Source organism: Pseudomonas sp. Leaf58 (assembly GCF_003627215.1).
In the GTDB taxonomy this organism is placed as follows: domain Bacteria; phylum Pseudomonadota; class Gammaproteobacteria; order Pseudomonadales; family Pseudomonadaceae; genus Aquipseudomonas.
Genome location: NZ_CP032677.1, coordinates 447,361 through 468,546 on the forward strand (window position 1 = coordinate 447,361; position 21,186 = coordinate 468,546).

The following is a 21,186-nucleotide window of genomic DNA, read 5'->3' on the forward strand; positions in this document are numbered from 1 at the left end:
TTTGGTTGCAGGCCCGGCCCCTGTCAGCCTTTACGCAGGTGCAGTTCCTGGCGCAGGTCGGACAAGTAGGGGAATGCTGCTCGCCCCTGCACAACCCGCTCATGCTCAAGCTCCGCCAACAACTGGCACTCCTCCCGCCCGGCCATGGCCAGCAGGCTGCCATCCGGGCCGATGATGCTGCTCTGCCCGCAATACCGGATCTCGCCTTCCGCGCCGCAATAGTTGGCGTAAACCAGGTAACACTGGTTCTCCTGCGCCCGCGCCCTTACGGTCACCTGGCAGACGAAGTCATACGGTGACATGTTTGCCGTTGGCACCAAGATCAGCTCAGCGCCGCCCAGCGCCAGGCGCCGGGCATTCTCCGGGAACTCGATGTCGTAGCAGATCAGCAGGCCGATCTTCCAGCCATCCAGCTCCACCACCGGGAAGTGGTCGAGGCCCGCACTGAACATCGAGCGGTCCAGCTCACCGAACAGGTGGGTCTTGCGATAGTTGCTCAGGCTACTGCCGTGGGCATCGATCAACTGCACGCTGTTGTAGATCGCACCATCATCGCCGCGCTCCGGGTAGCCATAGACGATGGCGATGCGGTGCGCCTGAGCGATCTCCACTACCGCCATGGCCGCCGGGCCATCGTTGGCCTCGGCCAGGCGCTCGACCTGGGCCAAGCCGATGTTGTAGCCAGTCAGGAACATCTCCGGGCACACCAGCAGCTGGGCGCCGCGTTCGGCCGCCAGTTGCGCCTGGTGGTGCAGCCGTTGCAGGTTGCCGGGCACGTCCAATGGCTTGGGCGCGCCCTGGAACAAAGCAATGCGCATGCTGCCTCCTTGTCTCAGTCGGCCAGGGCGATTGGGCCGATTTCGTCGAACACATCGCCTGGGCCGGGGTTGTCCGGGTGGGTGCGGCCACCGAAGTGGTTCATGATACCCCACACCGCATTCAGCGATGTTTGCACCGCACCTTCAACCCAGGCTGGCGTCCACGATACGTCGTCACCGGCGATGAACATGCCGCGCTGCTCGGCAGGCATGTCCTGCTGCATGAAGTGTGCATACATACGCTGGTTGTAGCGGTAATGGCCAGGCAGCGCGCCCTTGAAGGCACCGAGGAAGTGCGGGTCGGCTTCCCAGGACACGGTGATCGGGTCGCCGATGATGTGCCCGGCAATGTCGGTCTTCGGGTAGATCTTCTTCAGAGCGTCCAGGGCCAGTTGCACGCGTTTTTCCACCGGGTGCGGCAGCATCTTCAGCGCGTCGCTCATCCAGGCGTACGACAGGCAAATCACCCCCGGCTTGTCGTCGCCGTTGTCGAACAGGTAGGTGCCCCGGGTAAGGCGGTCGGTGAGGGTCATGCTCATCAGGTCGCGGCCGGTTTCCGGGTCCTTGTCCTTCCAGAACGGGCGGTCGACCATGACAAAGGTCTTCGAGGACTGCATGTAGCGGGTGCGGTCCAGGGCCATCCACATCTTTTGCGAGAACAGCGATTCCTCGCAGTCGATCTGGGTGGTCAGTAGCCAGGTCTGGCAGGTGGCGAGCACGGCGCTGTAGTGACGGGTGTCGCCCCAGTTGTCGGTGACCGCCAGGCGGCCATCGGCAGCGCGGGCGATGCGCTTCACCCCAGTCCGCGGCGCCCCGCCGTGCAGCGCGCTCAGGCTGGTGCCCTCCGGCCAATGCACGCAGCGCTCCGGTACATGGCGCCAGATGCCTTGCGGCACTTGTTCTACACCGCCGACTACAAGGTGCTGGTGGTCGTCGCAGTTGGTCATCACCACGCGGAAAATTTCCAGCATCGAGTTGGGGAAGTCCGAGTCCCAGCCGCCGGTGCCGAAGCCGACTTGGCCGAACACTTCACGGTGCTGGAAGCTCAGTTGGGCGAACGAGCGCGAGGTAGCGACGAAATCGTAGAAGGTGCGGTCGTCCCACAGCGGTACCAGCTTGTTCCACAGCGCTTTCAGGCGCGGTACGTCCCGGTCGCGGATAGCCTGCTGGATGTCGGCGAATTGGGCACCGCTTTCCAGTGCGTCGGCCCAGGCGTCGGCCACTTCGTGGAACAGCTTGGGCAGGTCGGTGGGCTTTTCGGCGTAGTAGGTTTGGCCTTCCAGGTCGATCACCGTGCTGCCCGAAGCCGGGGTCAGCGGGTTGGGGAAGGGTTTGGTTTCCAGGCCCAGCTTGTCCACATAGTGGTAGAAGGCGGTGGATGACACCGGGAAGCGCATGCCACCCAGTTCGGCAATGACCCCGTCGGTGCCGTTGAAGGTTTGCGAGCGCAGCCGCCCGCCCAGCTTGGAAGCCTCATACACCACAGGCTTCAGGCCCAGCTTCATCAACTCGTAGGCCGCCACCAGGCCAGCAATTCCAGCGCCCACGATTGCCACTTCTTCACCATGGCGCTCGGCCGGGATGCTGCCCAGGCCTGCCGGGTGTTCCAGCCAGTCGTCGAAGGCGAAGGGGAAGTCTGGGCCAAAAATGGTGATGGGCTTTTTGCCGTCGGCGGGGTGGCGGTTTTTCTTGTTCATGAAGTGACCTTGCCGGAGAGGCTGCGCAGCGAGCGGAGCCTGAGTATAGGAGATGCTTGGGGGCCATTTTAGGGGGCGGGGTGTTCGTTATTAAGATGCAGAGTGTTGTCTGAATGTAGTTTTTTTCGTCATAAGTGCATCGGATATATACATTTAGACGAGGCAGGGTCCGGGTAGTCCAAGTGCATCACCGGCCCTTTGTAGCAGCGGGTTTGCCTGCGAATGCGTCGGTAGATTCACTGCAGCATTCGCGGGTAAACCCGCTCCTACAAGGGGCTGTGTGGCCCTTGTAAACTGGGTGATCAGACAGTTCCTGAAACCCACCGCTGAAAAGCCCTTCTGCTGCTGCGAATCCAGCTACCCGCGGCTATTCGCCATACGCCCCGGCATCGACGCCACAGACGCCCTGGTCCACGCATGCCTTTTGGCCCGTGGTTTCAATCAAGTCGCCACTGATTACGCCCAACATCACGCTCCTGACCGCCAACCTGCTCAGAGCGGCTGCCCGCGGTCCACCTTGCTGCTGAGAATGATCGATGTGGTGGTCTTCTCCACCCCGTCGACACTGCCGATTTGGTCCAGCAGTTGGTCCAGTTGCTCGGGCGAGTCGGTACGCAGCCAGGCCACATAGTCGAACTCGCCGCTTACCGCGCACAGCTGCTGCACCTGCCCCATGGCACTCAGGCGGCGCACCACCTCCTTGCCCGAGCGCGGCTGCACCTTGATCCCCACATACGCCTGCAATCCACCGCCCATTACCCGCTGGCCAAGGCGCACGCCATAGCCGGAGATGACCTTGTTTTTCTCCAGCCGCTCCAGGCGCGAATTGACCGTGGTGCGGGCGATGCCCAGCTGGCGGGCGAGGGTGGCGACGCTTTCGCGGGCGTTAATCTGCAGCAGGGCGATCAGCTGGCGATCGATTTCATCCAGTGGGATGGAGCGGGAATCCGACATGGCGAGTCTCTACGGTTGGCCCGCTAGCCTAGCTAGCCCGTGCCAACCAGAGCAAGGGCAGTCACAGCCCATTACAGTACTGCAAAAATCCCAGAGCCGTTTTGCGCGCCCGAGAGAGGAGTAACAGGTTGGTCGAACGCTTGCTGCCGACAACCTGCGCGCGCGGGGGGTGGAACAGGTTATGGAGTGTTCACATAAGCTCATGTGGAACTGGAGCCGGCGTATGTTGGTTACTACCGTAGCGGTGAAAAACCTGTGCCGAGGACAGTCGCACAAAAAAGCCGCGCAGTGCGCGGCTTTGAAGTTGGTGGGCCCACACGGACTTGAACCGTGGACCAAAGGATTATGAGTCCTCTGCTCTAACCAACTGAGCTATAGGCCCTCAGTAAGTGGCCGGATTATAACGAGGGTTTCGCACCTGTGCCATCTGAAAGATCCGATAGTGCTATGCGAAGAAACGTTGCCGCAAACTCCTCTGGAGGCAGGGGCAGGCTGACGATGTAGCCCTGAATCTGTTCGCAGCCTTCGGCAGCCAAGAAGCGTTGCTGGGCCTGGTTTTCCACGCCCTCAGCAATGATGGTCAGCTGCATGCTGCGGCCCAGGGCGATGATTGCACGGGCGATGGCAGCGTCATGCGGGTCGTCGGGCAGGCCGCGGATGAACGACTTGTCGATCTTGAGGATGTCCAGCGGCAGGCGCTTGAGGTAGCTCAGCGAGGAATAGCCGGTGCCGAAGTCGTCGATGGCCAGCTGCACGCCCAGCTTCTTCAGCTGGTACAGCACGGCCAGAGCCTCTTCGGCCTGGCTCATGATGAAGTTCTCGGTGATCTCCAGTTGCAGGTCGCCGGCCTTGAGCTGGTATTGCTTGAGCAACTGTTCGATGCGCCGGGCAAGGTGCGGGTGGCGCAGCTGGGCGCCGGCGAGGTTGATCGACAGTGGGCCGAAGGGCTCGAAGTGCTGCTTCCAGGCCTGCATCTGCCGGCAGGCTTGCTCCAATACCCAGTCGCCAACCTGAAGGATGGTGCCGTTCTCTTCCGCCAGGTGGATAAAGTGCTCCGGCGGCACTTCACCAAAGTTCGGGTGGCTCCAGCGGATCAGCGCTTCGGCGCCGACCAGGCTGTGGGTCTTGAGGCTGAGCTTGGGCTGGAAGCACAGGCTCAGTTCGTTGCGTTCAATGGCACGGCGCAGTTCGTGCTCCAGGGCGATGCGTTCACTGGCCTGGGCGGTGAGGTCGCGGGTGTAGGCTTCGACGCGGTTGCGGCCCTTGGCCTTGGACCGGTACATGGCCGCGTCGGCGTTGCGGATCAGCGAGGAAACGTCGGTGCCGTCCTGTGGATAAAGGCTGATGCCGATGCTGGCACTGGTGAAGAACTCGTGCTCGCCGGCCTGGAACGGCGCGTTGAAGCAGGCCAGCAGCTTGTTGGCAATGGTGCTGGCGTCACTGGGTTTGTGCAGGCCGGGCAGCAGGATGATGAACTCGTCGCCGCCCAGGCGGGCCACGGTGTCGACGTCGCGTACCTGCTCCTTCAGGCGCTGGGCGATGCCCTTGAGCAGCAGGTCGCCGACGGGGTGACCCAGGCTGTCGTTGATGTGCTTGAAGCGGTCAAGGTCAAGGAACAACACTGCGCCCTGGCGGTTGGACTCCTGCGCGCAGGTGAGCACGGCCTGCAGGCGGTTCTCGAACAAGGCGCGGTTGGGCAGGCCGGTGAGCGGGTCGTGGTGGGCCTGGTAATCGAGCTTGGCCTGGGCATGCTTGAGGCTGGAAATATCAGCGAACACCGCGACGAAATGGGTGATTTCGCGCTCGCTGTTGCGCACGGCGCTGATGGTTAACCAGCCAGGGTACAGCTCACCGTTCTTGCGCTTGTTGTAGATCTCGCCTTGCCAATGGCCTTCGTCGGTCAACTGGTGCCACATAGCGGCATAGAAGGCGCTGTCGTGCTGGCCGGAGGCGAGCAGGCGCGGGGTCTGGCCAAGCGCTTCGATTTCGCTGTAGCCGGTGATTTCGCTGAAGGCACGGTTGACGGCACTGATGCGTTGGTCGATGTCGGTGATAAGCACGCCTTCGGCGGTATTCTCGAACACGGTGGCGGCCAGCTGCAGTTTTTGCTGCATCAGGTGGCGCTCGGTGATGTCACGGGCGATGGTTAGCATGCAGTCGACCCCGGCAATTGGCAGGGGCCGCGCGGACAGCTCGCAAAGACGGATCTGCCCGTCGCTGCGGCGGATATGGCAGGTGAAGTCGCGCACAAAGCCGTCGCGCTTGAGCTGGTCGACCAGGCGCTTGCGTTCGTTGAGGTCGACCCAGATGCCCAGGTCCAACGAGGTCTGGTCGAGGGTTGGGTTAAGGTCGTAGCCGGTGAGGCGGCAGAAACCCTCGTTCACTTCAAGCAACAAGCCGTCGCTCTGGCGCGACAGCAACAAGCCGTCGGGTGAAGCATGGAAGGCCTTGGCGAATTTTTCTTCCGAGGTTTGCAGCTGCTCTTGGGTTTCTTTGAGCTGGCTGATATCGCGTACCGCCACCACCAGCGCAGGCGTGCCGTCAAGCTCGAAGGTTTCTACCGAGGTCAGGCCGGTAAACAGTTGGCCGTTGCTGCGCCGGAAGCTCATTTCCAGGTTGCGGATGCCACCCTGGTGCAAGCGTTCGAGCAGCTGCGGGCCGCTGCCTTCGACGCCCCAGAGGTTCAGGTCAGTGGCGGTACGGCCAATTACCTGGCCTGGGTTGAGGCCAATCTGCTCTTCAAAGGCTTCGTTAACTTCCAGTAGGCAGCCGTCGCTGTGGCGGGCAATCAGCAGGATGTCTGGGCACTGCTGGAACACCGAGGCAAACTTCTGCTCCGACAGGCGCAAGGCGTCCTCGGTGTGCTTGGTTTCGCTGATGTCGATCATCAGCCCACGCATCACCGGCTGGTGGCCGTGTTCGATCATGCTGACGATGTTGCGCACCCACAGCGCCTGGCCATCGGCCCGGATCACGCGATAATCCAAGCTGTGGTCACGCCCAGCCGCGGTCTCGCTGTCGCAGTAGGCTTGGGCCCATAGGGCGTCTTCCGGGTGCAGGATGCTGCGCCAGAAGCCGGGTTTGAGCCATTCACTCAGCGGGTAGCCGAGCAAACCTTCGGCGTGGGGCGAGACGTAGCTGTAGGTGAAGTCGTTGGCGTCGGCCTCCCAGGCGATAGCGGACAGGCTCTCGACCAGGCTGCGGTAGTGGTACTCGCTGCTACGCAGTTCCTGTTCGAGGGCGATGCGCCGGGAAATTTCCGAGCTGAGCCGGCGGTTGATACGGATGACTACAGCCAGCACGGCCATCAACAACAGCACCGTTGGCAGGCCATACACCAGCAGGTCGGACCAGAACAGCCGTTGGTCGACCACATTGCCTACCCAGCGTTGCTGGATCTGGCTGACGTCACCACTGCTCATGTCGGCCATTACTTTGTCGAGAATGCCGACCAGCAGCTTATTGTCGCGCGGGGCGGCCATGGCCAACTGGTAGCGGTAAGGTGTTTCGCCGCTGACGTAAAGCCCGTCCAGCTTGAGTTGGCGTAGGCTCCAGATGCTGGAAGCGAGGTCGCCGACCACCGCGTCCACTTGGTCGGTGGCCAAGGCCTGCAGGGTGGAGCTGACGTTGGGCAGGGCGACCAGATTGAGGTCTGGATGGTGGGTGCGCAGCAACTCGTGCGGAGCATAGTTTTCGACCACGGCGATCTTCAGGCCGTACAGGTCTTCCAGCTTGCGCGGCTGTGCGCCGCCTTTGTGGGCGAGGATGACGATGGGGAAGTCGAGGTACGGACGGGTGAAGGCCAGGTACTCCTGGCGCTCGGGGGTGGACATGATGCCGGGCAGTAAGTCGATACGGTTTGCACGCGCCTGCGCCAGTACCTCGGTCCAACTGCTGGGTTCGACCGGTTTGAACGTTACACCCAGGCGCTGCTGGATGGTGGCGATGTAATCGGCGGCCAATCCCTGGTACCGGCCCGCCTGGTCGCGAAACTCGAACGGTGGCCAAGAGGCATCTACGCCCAGGCTCAGCTGCGGGTGGGCAGCCAACCAGGCTTTCTCCTCATCTGTCAGGGTCAGGGCGCCGGCCGTTGTGTTCCACAAAATCAGGAGCAGCAACAGGATGGCCGGCATCGGGGGCATAGCGGCCTCACATTCAGGTGATATGAAGTCGAGTGTAGACGGGCATTGCTGCAGGTGTGCGGTGGAAGGTGGGGTCTTTTGTCAGATACAACAGGGCCTTGCAGGTGTGGGCTGTTATATCTGTGGGAGCGGGCATGCCCGCGAAACCGGCGCCGCGATAGATGGCGCCGGCTGCGCCGGTGTGCGTGGGCACGCCAAAAGAAAAACCCCGGCCTGGGCCGGGGTTTGTCATCACTCGTCGAGGAAGGAGCGCAAGTGCTCGCTGCGAGTCGGATGGCGCAGTTTGCGCAATGCCTTCGCTTCGATCTGACGGATCCGCTCACGGGTCACGTCGAACTGCTTGCCCACCTCTTCGAGGGTGTGGTCGGTGTTCATGTCGATACCGAAACGCATGCGCAGCACCTTGGCTTCGCGTGCGGTCAGGCCCGAGAGCACGTCACGAGTGGCTTCCTTGAGGCTTTCGACCGTAGCCACGTCGATCGGGGACTGCATGGTCGAGTCCTCGATGAAGTCGCCCAGGTGCGAATCTTCGTCGTCACCAATCGGGGTTTCCATGGAGATCGGCTCTTTGGCGATCTTCAATACCTTGCGGATCTTGTCCTCAGGCATTTCCATGCGTTCGCCCAGCTCTTCCGGGGTCGGTTCGCGACCCATTTCCTGCAGCATCTGGCGGGAAATACGGTTGAGCTTGTTGATCGTCTCGATCATGTGCACCGGAATACGGATGGTGCGCGCCTGGTCGGCGATCGAACGGGTGATCGCCTGGCGGATCCACCAAGTGGCATACGTCGAGAACTTGTAGCCGCGACGGTATTCGAACTTGTCCACCGCTTTCATCAAGCCGATGTTGCCTTCCTGGATCAGGTCGAGGAACTGCAAACCACGGTTGGTGTACTTCTTGGCGATGGAGATCACCAGACGCAAGTTCGCCTCGACCATTTCTTTCTTGGCGCGGCGGGCCTTGGCTTCACCGATCGACATGCGACGGTTGATTTCCTTGATCTCGACAACGGTCAGGCCGGTTTCGGTTTCAAGGTCGATCAGCTTTTGCTGGCAAGCGACGATGGCAGCGTCCTTTTCACCCAGGGCGGCAGCCCATTTGGTGTTGCGCTTGGCCAGGTCACCGCTCCAGGTCTGGTCGGTTTCGTTGCTCGGGAACATGCGCAGGAAGTCGGCGCGCGGCATGCGGGCATCACGCACGCACAGTTGCATGATGGCGCGTTCTTGCTGGCGCAGACGGTTCAGGGCATCGCGAACACGTTCAACCAGTACCTCGAACTGCTTAGGTACCAGCTTGATCGGCATGAACAGGTCAGCCAGGGCCTGCAGGGCCGCGACGCTTTCCTTGTGGGCGCGACCGTTCTTCTTCAGGACCTTGTTAGTGTCCTGCAGCTGGTCTTTGACTGCGCCGAAACGCTGGGCTGCAACGACTGGATCGGGACCGCTTTCGGTCTCTTCCTCGTCATCACTGCCTTCGCTTTCTTCGTCTTCGTCGTCCGACTCTTCTTTGGCCGCAGGGGCCTTGGCACCAGGAACTGGCACTTCGTCGGTTGGCGCGGCGATGTTGTCGTCAGGGTCGATGTAACCACTGAGAACATCGGACAGACGGCCACCTTCGGCGGTGACACGGTCATATTCGCCGAGAATGTAGTCAACAGTGCCCGGGAAGTGGGCGATAGCGCCCATGACTTCACGAATGCCTTCCTCGATACGCTTGGCGATTTCGATCTCGCCTTCGCGGGTCAGCAGCTCGACAGTACCCATTTCACGCATGTACATGCGCACCGGGTCGGTCGTGCGGCCGATATCGGTTTCAACTGCCGCCAACGCAGCTGCGGCTTCTTCGGCCGCGGCTTCGTCGGTGTCGGCTTCCGCCAACAGAAGGGCATCCGCATCCGGAGCACTCTCGAATACGTTGATCCCCATGTCGTTGATCATGCGGATGATGTCTTCCACCTGTTCCGGATCTGAAATATCCTCAGGCAGGTGGTCGTTGACCTCCGCGTAAGTCAGGTAGCCCTGCTCACGACCGCGGGTGATCAACTCTTTGATACGAGACTGCTGTTGCGCTTTTCCGGACATAACACCCTATCCACTGAAGGTCTTGGCGGGCAAAAAACAAGCCGAGGATTATACCCGAGCATGGGCCTCACGCGCCAGATGAGGTCGGCGTTTGTGCGGGAACATTCCGGCTCAGCAGGGCGAGGAGCTGGGTTTTTTCCTCGCTGGTCAATTCGCTTTGACGTGATTTCCTGAGCAGTTGTTCCAGGCTGCGCTCGCGTTGGCGGGCGGACAAGCTAGTTATAGTGTCGAAAAACTGTTGTTCAAGGTTGTCGGCCACGATCAGCCATTCCTTTTCCGCCAAGGCCCTCAGCAGGCGGCCCTGTTCGGTGCCGTGCCAACGTGCGATCAACTGCATTGAGCTTAGCCCAGGATTTTTCTGTGCGGCTTCGATCAATGCCACCAGCAGCTGGCTGTACAGGTGTTCTTCGTCGGCGAAGTGGCTGGCATCTTCCACCTTGCCGGCCAGCAGCGGGTGGTGCAGCAGGGTACGCAGGGCAGCCAGGGTGGGCGGCTCGACCGGGGCCGGCACGCGCGGTGGTGCTTCGTCGCGCTGCTGCCAGGGCTTACCGCCCTTGCGGTTCTTGTCCCAAGGCTTGTCGCTCCACGGCTTCTTGCCGCCACCCTTGTTCGGCTTCCACTCCTGTTCCTGATGAACGGGGGCATAGTCGTGCTGCGGCATGTCGCCGTAGTCGGGGGTGTAGCTGGCCATGGCATCGTAGTCATAGCCAGGGTCGTAGTCCGGCACGCTGCTGGAGGCTGGGGCTTGTTGCGCCAATTGCTCGACCTGCTGTGGGTCGAGGCCGGTGATTTCCTTCAGGCGGTTGCGCATCAACTGGCGCAGGTTGGCGCCGGGGATCTTTTCGATCAACGGTGCTGCCAGGGTCGCCATGTGCGCCTTGCCTTCCAGCGAGCGCGGGTCAGCTTCGACGCCCAACTGCTCGAAGAAATAATCGGCCAGCGGCTGTGCGTGCTGGTTGATACGAGCCATGAAGGCATCGGTACCCTCGGCGCGTACTAGGCTGTCCGGGTCTTCGCCTTCGGGTAGGAACAGAAAGCGCGCGCGGCGGCCATCCTGCAGGTTCGACAGGGTCGCCTCCAGGGCGCGCCAGGCAGCCTTGCGCCCGGCCTGGTCGCCGTCGAAGCAGAACAGCACGCTGGGTACTACGCGGAACAGGCGCTTGAGGTGCTCTTCGCTGGTGGCGGTGCCGAGAGTAGCCACGGCGTTGCGCAAGCCTTGTTGGGCCAGGGCGATAACGTCCATGTAGCCCTCGACGACGATGATTTCGTCGAGGTTGCGGTTGTGCTTGCGTGCCTCGTACAGGCCGTACAGCTCCTGGCCTTTATGGAACACCGGGGTTTCCGGGGAGTTCAGGTACTTGGGCTTGTCGTCGCCGAGCACCCGGCCGCCGAAGGCAATGATGCGCCCACGGCTGTCGCGGATCGGGAACATCACCCGGTCGCGGAAGCGGTCGTAACGCTTGCCGCTTTCGGCGTTCTCGATCAGCAGGCCGGCATCGATCATCACCTTTTGCTGTAGGGTGTCAGCGCCCAGATGCTTGAGCAAATTGTCCCAGCCTGGCGGGGCGAAGCCTAGGCCGAAGTCGCGGGCAATTTCCCCGGACAAGCCGCGGCCCTTGAGGTAGTCCACCGCTGCCTTGCGGGTTGGGTGGTTGCGCAGGGCCTGGCGGTAGAACTCCGATGCGGCGTCCAGCAACGGGTACAGCGGTGAATCGGTTGGCTGGCGCGGCTTGTGGTCGCGGCGGCCTTGTTCGCGGGGTACTTCCATGCCGGCGGCGCGGGCCAGTTCCTCGACGGCCTGGGGGAAGTCCAGGTTGTCGTGGTCCATGACGAAGCCCAGCGCGTTGCCGCCGGCGCCGCAGCCGAAGCAGTAGTAGAACTGCTTGTCGGGGCTGACTGTGAAGGAAGGGGACTTTTCTTTGTGGAACGGGCAGCAGGCGGAGTAGTTCTTGCCAGTTTTTTTCAGCTGGACGCGCGAACTCACCACGTCGACGATGTCGAGGCGGTTGATCAGGTCGTCAATGAAGCTCTGGGGAATCAGCCCGGCCATGGCAGTCTCGTCATCTGGCAACTGGCAAGTCTAATCGCTCACACGCCGAATGGGGCGGGTGCTGCTTGGGGAGTGCGAGGGAGTGTGCTCGTCGCCGGCCTGTGAGGGCCCGTCAGTCGGACGTGCACGTCTGGTCATACAACAACAAGGACCAGCTCTGACGTTTCAGGCAGGTTGCCCATATGCAGTTCGCATGAAGCTCGTGCAGGGCCTTGAGCTAGCTGCTCAAGTTTGAAGCGACCACTGCCATCGCCCGGGTGTTAGCCGGGCAGGGCAGAAGCTTTGCGTTGAACGTCTGTATTAGTACAGACGAACGGCGCGGCGCTGTTCGCGCTGAACTTTCTTGGCGTGACGCTTAACAGCAGCAGCTGCTTTGCGCTTACGCTCGGCGGTCGGCTTCTCGTAAAACTCGCGGCTACGAACTTCAGCCAGTACACCGGCTTTTTCGCAGGAGCGCTTGAAACGACGCAGAGCTACGTCGAAGGGTTCGTTCTCTTTAACTTTGACGGCTGGCATCCAGGGCTACCTTAATTCATTACCGGGGTAGACGTGCTCCTGGCAAAACAAAGGTGTGCTGGAGAACGTCGGTTTTCAAGGGTTGCGGATGTTAACCCTTAGCAAGCCGGAATGCAAAGCCTCTGATCGAAAACCGCTGGTCGGCATCCAACACGGGGACTATCATGCGCGCCTTCGAATTCAGCCCCCACAAGGGACGAACCCATGCTAGTACTGGGATTGGAAACATCCTGCGACGAAACTGGCGTCGCATTATATGACAGTGAACGCGGTTTGTTAGCCGACGCGCTGTTCAGCCAGATTGACCTGCACCGCGTGTTCGGCGGTGTGGTGCCCGAGCTTGCTTCGCGTGACCACGTCAAGCGCATGCTGCCGCTCATCCGCCAGGTGCTGGACGAGGCCCGCTGCGTTGCCACCGAGATCGACGCCATCGCCTATACCGCGGGTCCTGGGCTGGTCGGTGCATTGCTGGTGGGGGCTTCTTGTGCCCAGGCGTTGGCCTTTGCCTGGGGCATCCCGGCAATTGGCGTACACCACATGGAAGGCCACTTGCTGGCCCCCATGCTGGAAGAAAACCCGCCCGAATTTCCGTTCGTCGCTTTGTTGGTTTCTGGTGGTCATACCCAGCTGGTTCGGGTTGATGGCATCGGCCAGTACGCGTTGCTGGGCGAGAGCCTGGACGACGCCGCTGGCGAAGCGTTTGACAAGACGGCCAAGCTGATCGGCCTCAACTACCCGGGTGGCCCAGAAATCGCGCGCCTGGCCGAGCAGGGTGTGCCTGGGCGCTTCGTGTTCCCGCGGCCAATGACCGACCGCCCAGGCCTGGAATTCAGTTTCAGCGGCCTCAAGACCTTCGCCCTGAATACCTGGCAGCAGTGCAGGAATGCTGGCGACGACGGTGAGCAAACCCGTTGCGACGTGTCCCTGGCATTCCAGCAGGCGGTGGTAGAGACTTTGACCATCAAGTGCAAGCGTGCCCTCAAGCAAACGGGCCTCAAGCGCCTGGTGATTGCGGGAGGCGTGAGTGCCAACAAGGCCCTGCGTGCTTCGCTGGAAGACATGCTGGCCGCTATGAAGGGCAGCGTGTACTACGCGCGCCCGCAGTTCTGCACTGACAACGGCGCGATGATCGCCTACGCCGGTTGCCAACGCCTTTTGGCCGGGCAGCAGCAAGACCTGGCGATCAGCGTGCAGGCCCGCTGGCCGATGGAGCAGTTGCCGCCGTTGTAAGGTTTAGAAATGCCGTTCGCGGCCGGCAAACAAGTCGCGCAGGTTGTTACGGTGGCGCCATACGATCATCACCGTCAGCACGCTGATCGGCAGCAGGGCCTCGGGCTCGCGCCAGGCCAGCAAGGGCAAGGTCAGGGGCGTGGCGATCAGCGCCGCCAGCGAGCTGGTGCGGGTCAGGTAGAAGGTCAGTAGCCAGGCGCCGATGGCCAGCAGCGCCGCTGGGAAGTACAGGGCCATGAGCATGCCGGCGGCGGTCGCCACGCCCTTGCCGCCGCGGAAGCAGAAGTACAGCGGGAACAGGTGGCCCAGCACTGCACACACGCCAACCCAGGCCTGCGCTTGCAGGTCTAGCCCGGCAAGGCGGGCGAGTAATACCGGCAGCAGGCCCTTGCACAGGTCGCCAAGCAGGGTCAGGATCGCCATTTTACGGCCTGCCAGGCGTAGCATGTTGGTGGCGCCGGCATTGCCTGAACCGCTGGAACGCGGGTCCGGGCTGCCCGAAAGGCGGCTGAGGACAATGGCGAAGGACAGCGAGCCGAGCAGGTAGGCGAGCAACGCCAGTAACCAAAACATGCTAACTATTCCGGGCGAGGACGCCCTGATTCTAACGGCGCCAGTCGCCCTTGTCGTGCTGTGGAGAGAAGTGCTTGGACAGAGTGTTCATCGAAGGCCTGGAAGTCGATACCGTCATCGGTGCCTATGACTGGGAGCGGGATATTCGCCAGTGCTTGCGCCTGGACCTGAGCTTCGCTTGGGATAACCGCCCGGCCGCCGCTGGTGATGACCTGAACCTGGCGCTGGACTACGCCAGCGTGTCGGCGCGCATCCAGGCGTTTGCCGAGCAAGCACGTTTCGAGCTGGTGGAAACCTTCGCCGAACGCTTGGTGGCAACGTTGATGGAAGAGTTCCACATCCCTTGGGTGCGGTTGAAGCTGACCAAGCCGGGTGCGGTGCCGGCAGCCCGTGGTGGTGTTGGCGTGGAGATCGAGCGCGGATGTCTCTGAGCACGGTTTACCTGGGCCTTGGCAGCAACATCGACCGCGAGGTGCACCTGTGCGCCGGGCTCGATGCATTGGCGGGCATCCTGACGGACATGCGTTGTTCGCCGGCATTCGAAAGCCAGGCGGTGGGGATCAAGAGCGGGCCGTTCATCAATTTTGTGGTGACCGGGCAAACTGCGTTACCGCTGATTGAGCTGGACCGCCGGCTGAAGTTCATCGAGGCCGACAACGGCCGCTATGCGCCAGACCGCAAAGGGCTGCCGCTGGATATCGACGTGCTGATGTATGACGATCTGCACGGTACGTTCGATGGTCTTGTGCTGCCCCGCGCCGAGATTTTGAAAAACGCCTTCGTGCTGTGGCCCTTGTCGCTGTTGGCGCCCGAGCTGGTGCATCCGGGGGTGGGCAAGCGTATGGCGCAGTTGTGGCAGGAGGCGCAGATTGACCAGGTATTGGCCCCGGTCGCCTTCCAATGGCGTGGGTTGCAGCTGACCCCTACTGGAACCTGAGCCGGCCTCTTCGCGGCTAAAGCCGCTCCTACAGGGATCGCATGATGCGAGTGCTGTGCGATCCCTGTAGGAGCGGCTTTAGCCGCGAAGAGGCCGGTATGTTCAACCGCGCTAGTAAGCCTCAAGCGCTTTCAGCCGCTCACCTTTAAGCGCTTCGCCCAGAGCCTGGCCAGTTAGCCCGGCCTGCACCAGCGGCTTCACATCCACCGCCCGCGCCGCCGCTGCGGCCCCTCGCAGATACTTGGCCTGTGGATAACCCGCTTCGCCATCGCTCAGCGCCGCCATCTCGCACACCGCAATGAAATCCTCGAACCGCTGCGGCCGCCGGTACACATCGAACTTCTGCAGCAACTCCAGCAGGGCTGTGGCAGGCAGCTCCAGCGCCTGCTTGCCCTGCGCCAGGCACTCCCCTGTCAGCAGGGCCAGCTCCTGGCACTCCCGGGGGGCCTTGAGGCGCTGATTGACGGTTTTGATCGAAGCGGGGGCCAGTGTGTGCAGCAGGCAGGCCCAGCGCACATGCAGGGGCTGCTGGTGCAGTGCAGCCTGCTCCAGCGCCGTCAGCGCCTGGGCATCGTCTTCAAGCTCAGGCAGCAGCTCCTGTAAGGCTCCGCACCCGCGCAGCACTTGGAAGAATACCTGGGGCTGCGCTTCCATCAGCGCCCGCTCAATTTCCTTCCAGCTACGCTCGGCAGTCAATGCCTGCAGCTCGCCAGAGGCGCTGATCTGGCGCATCAGCACCAGAGTCTCGTCGGCAACCCGGAAACCTAGCGGTGCATAGCGGGCAGCAAAGCGAGCAACGCGCAGCACGCGCAAGGGATCTTCGGCGAATGCCGGTGAAACATGGCGTAACAGGCGTTGATCAAGGTCGTCCTTGCCGTGATAAGGGTCGTACACTGTGCCCGTTTCGTCCTCGGCCATCGCATTGATGGTAAGGTCACGGCGGATCAGGTCTTCCTCCAGGGTCACCTCGGGGCTGGCATGAAAGGTGAACCCGCCATAGCCACGCCCGCTTTTGCGCTCGGTGCGCGCCAAGGCGTACTCCTCGCCGGTTTTCGGGTGCAGGAAGACCGGGAAATCAGCGCCGACGGGCCGAAAACCCTTGGCGTGCATTTCTTCGACGGTGGCGCCCACCACCAGCCAGTCGATATCGCTGACAGGGCGGCCGAGCAGGCGGTCGCGCACGGCGCCGCCAACTTTGTAGATGTGCATGTGCAACTCTCCATAACTGCCGACAGGATACCCCGTCGGCAGCTATGGCGTGGCTTCAGAGGTGGTGGATCACGGCCAGGTCCATGCGGCCGTAGTCGGCGCTTTCGCCATGCTCGCCGCGGGGTGGCATGTGGTGGGTCTTCATCACCTGGTCGCCCTGTGCGGTCTCCAGGTGGATGTCGAAGCCCCACAGGCGGTGCAGGTGCTTGAGCACTTCATCGGTGGAGTCGCCTAGCGGTTTGCGGTTGTGTTGCTGGTGGCGCAGGGTGAGCGAGCGGTCACCGCGGCGATCGACGCTCCAGATCTGCACGTTCGGTTCACGGTTGCCCAGGTTGTACTGTGCTGCCAGTTGCTCACGGATAATGCGGTAGCCAGCCTCGTCATGAATGGCAGGCACCAACAGGTCGTCGCGCTGGTCGTCGTCGAGGATGCTGAACAGCTTGAGGTCGCGCATCACTTTAGGCGACAGGTACTGCAGGATGAAACTTTCGTCCTTGAAGCTGCTCATGGCGAACTTGATGGTAGAAAGCCAATCACTGCCGGCAATGTCGGGGAACCAGTGGCGATCTTCTTCAGTAGGATTCTCGCACATACGGCGGATGTCGGTGTACATGGCAAAGCCCAGCGCATAGGGATTGATGCCGTTGTAGTAGGGGCTGTCGAAGCCGGGTTGGAACACCACGCTGGTATGCGACTGCAGGAACTCCATCATGAAGCCTTCGGTGATCAGGCCCTCGTCGTACAGGTCGTTCATCAAGGTGTAATGCCAGAACGTCGCCCAGCCTTCGTTCATCACCTGGGTTTGGCGCTGTGGGTAAAAATACTGGGCGATCTTGCGCACGATGCGCACCACCTCGCGCTGCCAGGGTTCGAGCAGGGGCGCGTTCTTCTCGATGAAATACAGGATGTTTTCCTGTGGTTCGGCGGGGAAGCGCCCATCATCGCGGTCGTTGCCCTTGTCGGCGCTTCTCGGGATGGTCCGCCACAGGTCGTTGATTTGACGTTGCAGGTGCTCTTCGCGCTCCTGTTGCCGGCGCCGCTCCTCTTCGGCAGAAATAGGGTAGGGGCGCTTGTAGCGGTCGACACCGTAGTTCATCAGAGCGTGGCAGGAGTCGATCAGGTCTTCCACGGCATCAATGCCATGGCGCTCTTCGCACTGGGCGATGTACTGCTTGGCGAACACCAGATAGTCGATGATCGAACTGGCGTCAGTCCAGGTGCGGAACAGGTAGTTGCCTTTGAAGAAGCTGTTGTGGCCGTAGCAGGCGTGAGCGATAACCAGTGCCTGCATGCACATGGTGTTTTCTTCCATGAGGTAGGCGATGCACGGGTCGGAGTTGATCACGATCTCGTAGGCCAGGCCCATTTGGCCACGGCTGTACGACTTTTCCGTGCTGAGAAACTGCTTGCCGTAAGACCAGTGGTGATAGCCCAGCGGCATGCCGACCGAGGCGTAGGCGTCCATCATCTGCTCGGCAGTGATCACTTCGATCTGGTTGGGGTAGGTGTCCAGGGCATAACGCTCGGCCAGCCGGCCGATTTCCCGATCATAGGTTTGGATCAGTTCGAACGTCCACTCGGACCCGGTGGAAATGGGTTGGCGTCTCTGTGCTCTGGCGGTCATGTGGCTAACCTGCGCTGGAAGAGTTCACGGAAGACCGGGTAGATGTCGCCGGCCGATACCAACTGCTGTTGGGCGAACGTGTCGGGGAAGCCTTCGCCGATGCGCTCGTATTCGTACCACAGCGCCTGGTGCTCGCGGGGTGTGATTTCGACATAAGTGTAGTACTGCACATGCGGCATGATCTGCTTGGAGAGGATTTCGCGGCAGATTGGCGAGTCGTCGTTCCAGTTGTCGCCGTCGGAGGCCTGGGCGGCGTAGATGTTCCAATCGCTGGCCGGGTAGCGCTCGGCCATGATCTCCTGCATCAGCTTCAGCGCGCTGGAGACGATGGTGCCGCCGGTTTCTCGCGAATAGAAGAACTCTTCCTCGTCCACCTCGCGGGCGCTGGTGTGGTGGCGGATAAACACCACCTCGATGCGGTCGTAGTTACGCTTCAGGAACAGGTACAGCAGGATGAAGAAGCGCTTGGCGATGTCCTTGGTAGCCTGGGTCATCGAGCCGGACACGTCCATCAGGCAGAACATTACCGCCTTGGAGCTGGGGTTGGGCTGTTTGACCAGCAAGTTGTACTTGAGGTCGAAGGTATCGAGGAAGGGCAGGCGATTGATGCGTGCCTTCAAACGTTCGATTTCCTGTTCGACTTCCTGGATATCGGTGAAATTGTCTGGTTCCTCGACCCGCAGGCGGTCAAGTTCCTTTTGTGCCTCGCGCAGCAGTGCGCGGCTGCTGCCGGTTAGGGCGATACGCCGGGCATGGGCCGAGCGCAGGGTGCGCACGATGTTGATGCGTGACGGGTTGCCTTCGTTGGCGATACCGGCGCGCACGGTTTTGAAGGTGTCGGCACCGGTCAGGTGACGTTTGACCAGGTTAGGTAGCTCGAGGTCTTCGAACATGAACTCGAGGAACTCTTCCTGGGTGATCTGGAAGACGAACTCGTCCATGCCCTCGCCGGAATTGCCGGCCTTACCACGGCCACCACCACCGCCTCCACCTTGCGGCCTGGGGATGTGTTCGCCGGCTGTAAACTCTTTGTTGCCAGGGTGCACGATGGTCTGTTTGCCGCCGCGGCCATGGTGCAGCACCGGCTCGTCGATGTCGCGCCCAGGAATACTGATTTGCTCGCCATGTTCCATGTCCATGATGGAACGGCGGCTCACCGCCTCTTCGACGGCCTTCTTGATGTGCTCACGGTAGCGCCGCAAGAAACGCTGGCGGTTGACCGTGCTCTTGTTCTTGCCGTTCAGGCGTCGGTCGATTACGTAGCTCATGGTCCCTCCGGTAGCTGGGAGCAGCTGCAAGCCACAAGCTTCAAGCTGCAAGAACGAGCAGCCACCGCTGCTGCAAGCTACGGCGCCGGGCTTGCGCTCGGCGCTGGGCAGCTTGGAGCTTGCGGCTTGTAGCTTGCCGCTTTATTGCGATTTCCTGACCCGCAGGTACCATTCCGACAGCAGGCGCACCTGTTTGTCGGTATAACCACGCTCCACCATCCGGGTGACGAAGTCGTTGTGTTTTTTCTGGTCCTCTTTGCTGGCCTTGGCGTTGAAGCTGATGACCGGCAGCAGGTCTTCGGTGTTGGAGAACATTTTCTTCTCGATCACCACCCGCAGCTTTTCATAGCTTAGCCAGCTAGGATTCTTGCCGTTGTTGTTGGCGCGTGCGCGCAGTACGAAGTTGACGATCTCGTTACGGAAGTCTTTCGGGTTACTGATGCCCGCCGGCTTCTCGATCTTCTCCAATTCCTCGTTGAGGGCGATACGGTTGAGGATTTCGCCGGTTTCCGGGTCGCGGTATTCCTGGTCCTGGATCCAGAAATCGGCGTACAGCACGTAGCGGTCGAAGATGTTCTGGCCGTACTCGCTGTAGGACTCCAGGTAGGCAGTCTGGATCTCCTTGCCGATGAACTCGATGTAGCGCGGTGCCAGGTATTCCTTCAAGTAGCGCAGGTAGCGTTCGCGCACTTCGGCCGGGAACTGTTCCTGTTCGATCTGTTGCTCAAGCACATACAGCAGGTGCACTGGGTTGGCTGCTATTTCGTGTGGGTCGAAGTTGAAGACTTTGGACAGGATCTTGAAGGCGAAGCGCGTCGACAGGCCATTCATGCCCTCGTCGACACCGGCGGAGTCCCGGTATTCCTGGATCGACTTGGCCTTTGGGTCGGTATCCTTGAGGTTTTCCCCGTCGTAGACGCGCATTTTCGAGTAAATGTTAGAGTTTTCGGGCTCTTTGAGGCGCGAAAGCACAGTGAATTGGGCCAGCATCTTGAGTGTATCCGGCGCGCAATGGGCCTTGGACAGCGAGCTGTTGATCAACAGTTTGTCGTAAATCTTGATCTCGTCGCTGACACGCAGGCAATAAGGCACCTTGACGATGTAGATCCGGTCGATAAACGCTTCGTTGTTCTTGTTGTTACGGAAGGTGTGCCACTCCGATTCGTTGGAGTGAGCCAGCAGAATACCCGTATAAGGAATTGCGCCCAGGCCTTCGGTGCTGTTGTAGTTACCCTCTTGGGTGGCGGTGAGCAAAGGGTGCAGGACCTTGATCGGCGCCTTGAACATTTCGACGAATTCCATCAGGCCCTGGTTGGCCCGGCACAGCGCGCCCGAGTAGCTGTAAGCGTCGGCGTCGTTCTGTGGGAATTCTTCGAGCTTGCGGATATCGACCTTACCGACCAGGGCAGAAATATCCTGGTTGTTCTCATCGCCAGGTTCGGTCTTGGCAATGGCGATCTGGTTAAGGATCGAAGGGTAGAGTTTCACCACCTTGAACTTGGAAATGTCACCGCCGAACTCTTGCAAGCGCTTGGTGGCCCACGGCGACATGATGGTATTCAGGTAGCGCCGCGAGATGCCAAACTCTTCCTCGAGGATGGCCCCGTCTTCGGTGGCATTGAACAGCCCCAAGGGCGACTCGAATACCGGCGAGCCCTTGATGGCGTAAAACGGTACTTTTTCCATCAGTTGCTTGAGTTTTTCGGCCAGCGACGACTTGCCGCCGCCCACCGGGCCCAGCAGATAGAGGATTTGTTTCTTTTCTTCCAGGCCTTGGGCGGCGTGGCGGAAGTAGGACACGATCTGGTCGATGCACTCTTCCATGCCATGGAAGTCGGCGAAGGCCGGATAGCGACGAATAACCTTGTTGGAAAAGATACGCGACAGCCTGGAGTTGGTAGAGGTGTCGATCAGCTCTGGCTCACCGATGGCCAGCAACAGCCGTTCGGCCGCCGATGCGTAGGCACTGCGATCCTCTTTGCACAGCTCGAGGTACTCCTGCAGCGAGAGTTCTTCCTGGCGCGTAGACTCGAAACGTTGTTGGAAGTGGCTAAAAATACTCATGACGTCACCTCGCTCGATACGT

15 protein-coding genes and 1 tRNA gene are annotated in these 21,186 nt (G+C 61.0%); 3 read left to right on the top strand and 13 right to left on the bottom strand.

Going from position 1 to position 21,186, the window contains the following annotated elements:
* Positions 1 to 23: 23 nt before the first annotated feature.
* The 8 genes from DV532_RS01980 to rpsU form a co-directional block, all read right to left on the bottom strand.
* A complete protein-coding gene (locus tag DV532_RS01980) occupies positions 24 to 818 on the bottom strand; it encodes a carbon-nitrogen hydrolase family protein (protein ID WP_056805566.1) in 795 nt (264 codons plus the stop codon).
* A 14-nt stretch (positions 819 to 832) separates the two neighbouring features.
* Positions 833 to 2,515 (bottom strand): NAD(P)/FAD-dependent oxidoreductase, encoded by a 1,683-nt coding sequence (locus DV532_RS01985; protein ID WP_056805562.1) that lies wholly within the window; start codon positions 2,513 to 2,515, stop codon positions 833 to 835.
* A 492-nt stretch (positions 2,516 to 3,007) separates the two neighbouring features.
* Positions 3,008 to 3,469 (bottom strand): Lrp/AsnC family transcriptional regulator, encoded by a 462-nt coding sequence (locus DV532_RS01995; RefSeq protein ID WP_056805559.1) that lies wholly within the window; start codon positions 3,467 to 3,469, stop codon positions 3,008 to 3,010.
* A 305-nt stretch (positions 3,470 to 3,774) separates the two neighbouring features.
* A tRNA-Ile gene (locus tag DV532_RS02005) sits at positions 3,775 to 3,851 on the bottom strand.
* Between the two features lie 16 nt (positions 3,852 to 3,867).
* Positions 3,868 to 7,611 (bottom strand): bifunctional diguanylate cyclase/phosphodiesterase, encoded by a 3,744-nt coding sequence (locus DV532_RS02010; protein WP_056805556.1) that lies wholly within the window; start codon positions 7,609 to 7,611, stop codon positions 3,868 to 3,870.
* Between the two features lie 231 nt (positions 7,612 to 7,842).
* Entirely contained in the window at positions 7,843 to 9,693 is a 1,851-nt protein-coding gene (gene rpoD / locus DV532_RS02020) for an RNA polymerase sigma factor RpoD (protein ID WP_056805553.1), read from the bottom strand.
* Positions 9,694 to 9,760: 67 nt separating this feature from the next.
* Entirely contained in the window at positions 9,761 to 11,743 is a 1,983-nt protein-coding gene (gene dnaG / locus DV532_RS02025; RefSeq protein ID WP_056805550.1) for a DNA primase, read from the bottom strand.
* Between the two features lie 300 nt (positions 11,744 to 12,043).
* Positions 12,044 to 12,259, bottom strand: coding sequence for a 30S ribosomal protein S21 (gene rpsU / locus DV532_RS02030; protein WP_003255575.1), 216 nt, complete (start codon positions 12,257 to 12,259; stop codon positions 12,044 to 12,046).
* 204 nt (positions 12,260 to 12,463) lie between these two features.
* On the opposite strand from rpsU, the gene tsaD reads away from it, so the two are divergent.
* Entirely contained in the window at positions 12,464 to 13,489 is a 1,026-nt protein-coding gene (tsaD, locus tag DV532_RS02035; RefSeq protein ID WP_056805548.1) for a tRNA (adenosine(37)-N6)-threonylcarbamoyltransferase complex transferase subunit TsaD, read from the top strand.
* A gap of 3 nt (positions 13,490 to 13,492) precedes the next feature.
* Here tsaD and plsY read toward each other — a convergent pair whose 3' ends face one another.
* Positions 13,493 to 14,062 (bottom strand): glycerol-3-phosphate 1-O-acyltransferase PlsY, encoded by a 570-nt coding sequence (gene plsY, locus DV532_RS02040; protein WP_056805544.1) that lies wholly within the window; start codon positions 14,060 to 14,062, stop codon positions 13,493 to 13,495.
* A gap of 74 nt (positions 14,063 to 14,136) precedes the next feature.
* Here plsY and folB point away from each other — a divergent pair, with 74 nt between their 5' ends.
* Positions 14,137 to 14,493 carry a dihydroneopterin aldolase gene (folB, locus tag DV532_RS02045; protein ID WP_004375185.1) on the top strand — a complete coding sequence of 119 codons (357 nt, stop codon included), beginning with the start codon at positions 14,137 to 14,139 and terminating at the stop codon, positions 14,491 to 14,493.
* Positions 14,484 to 14,999, top strand: a complete 516-nt coding sequence (gene folK, locus DV532_RS02050; protein ID WP_056805542.1) for a 2-amino-4-hydroxy-6-hydroxymethyldihydropteridine diphosphokinase — start codon at positions 14,484 to 14,486, stop codon at positions 14,997 to 14,999. Before folB ends, folK begins: the two co-directional genes overlap by 10 nt.
* 111 nt (positions 15,000 to 15,110) lie before the next feature.
* Here folK and DV532_RS02055 read toward each other — a convergent pair whose 3' ends face one another.
* The 4 genes from DV532_RS02055 to DV532_RS02070 form a co-directional block, all read right to left on the bottom strand.
* Positions 15,111 to 16,208 carry a multifunctional CCA addition/repair protein gene (locus DV532_RS02055; RefSeq protein ID WP_056805539.1) on the bottom strand — a complete coding sequence of 366 codons (1,098 nt, stop codon included), beginning with the start codon at positions 16,206 to 16,208 and terminating at the stop codon, positions 15,111 to 15,113.
* Positions 16,209 to 16,263: 55 nt separating this feature from the next.
* A complete protein-coding gene (locus DV532_RS02060; RefSeq protein ID WP_056805536.1) occupies positions 16,264 to 17,832 on the bottom strand; it encodes a SpoVR family protein in 1,569 nt (522 codons plus the stop codon).
* Entirely contained in the window at positions 17,829 to 19,100 is a 1,272-nt protein-coding gene (locus DV532_RS02065; protein ID WP_056805533.1) for a YeaH/YhbH family protein, read from the bottom strand. The genes DV532_RS02060 and DV532_RS02065 overlap by 4 nt, the downstream gene beginning before the upstream one ends.
* A 141-nt stretch (positions 19,101 to 19,241) precedes the next feature.
* The gene (locus tag DV532_RS02070; RefSeq protein ID WP_056805531.1) at positions 19,242 to 21,164 is read right to left on the bottom strand and encodes a PrkA family serine protein kinase; all 1,923 of its coding nucleotides are present in this window, start codon (positions 21,162 to 21,164) and stop codon (positions 19,242 to 19,244) included.
* Between the last annotated feature and the right edge of the window lie 22 nt (positions 21,165 to 21,186).

Excerpts from the sequence above, each read along its gene's own strand:
- DV532_RS01980 (WP_056805566.1), bottom strand. The coding sequence starts at position 818 with ATGCGCATTGCTTTGTTCCAGGGCGCGCCCAAGCCATTGGACGTGCCC.
- DV532_RS01985 (WP_056805562.1), bottom strand. The coding sequence starts at position 2,515 with ATGAACAAGAAAAACCGCCACCCCGCCGACGGCAAAAAGCCCATCACC.
- DV532_RS01995 (WP_056805559.1), bottom strand. The coding sequence starts at position 3,469 with ATGTCGGATTCCCGCTCCATCCCACTGGATGAAATCGATCGCCAGCTG.
- DV532_RS02010 (WP_056805556.1), bottom strand. The coding sequence starts at position 7,611 with ATGCCCCCGATGCCGGCCATCCTGTTGCTGCTCCTGATTTTGTGGAAC.
- rpoD (WP_056805553.1), bottom strand. The coding sequence starts at position 9,693 with ATGTCCGGAAAAGCGCAACAGCAGTCTCGTATCAAAGAGTTGATCACC.
- dnaG (WP_056805550.1), bottom strand. The coding sequence starts at position 11,743 with ATGGCCGGGCTGATTCCCCAGAGCTTCATTGACGACCTGATCAACCGC.
- rpsU (WP_003255575.1), bottom strand. The coding sequence starts at position 12,259 with ATGCCAGCCGTCAAAGTTAAAGAGAACGAACCCTTCGACGTAGCTCTG.
- tsaD (WP_056805548.1), top strand. The coding sequence starts at position 12,464 with ATGCTAGTACTGGGATTGGAAACATCCTGCGACGAAACTGGCGTCGCA.
- plsY (WP_056805544.1), bottom strand. The coding sequence starts at position 14,062 with ATGTTTTGGTTACTGGCGTTGCTCGCCTACCTGCTCGGCTCGCTGTCC.
- folK (WP_056805542.1), top strand. The coding sequence starts at position 14,484 with ATGTCTCTGAGCACGGTTTACCTGGGCCTTGGCAGCAACATCGACCGC.
- DV532_RS02055 (WP_056805539.1), bottom strand. The coding sequence starts at position 16,208 with ATGCACATCTACAAAGTTGGCGGCGCCGTGCGCGACCGCCTGCTCGGC.
- DV532_RS02060 (WP_056805536.1), bottom strand. The coding sequence starts at position 17,832 with ATGACCGCCAGAGCACAGAGACGCCAACCCATTTCCACCGGGTCCGAG.
- DV532_RS02065 (WP_056805533.1), bottom strand. The coding sequence starts at position 19,100 with ATGAGCTACGTAATCGACCGACGCCTGAACGGCAAGAACAAGAGCACG.
- DV532_RS02070 (WP_056805531.1), bottom strand. The coding sequence starts at position 21,164 with ATGAGTATTTTTAGCCACTTCCAACAACGTTTCGAGTCTACGCGCCAG.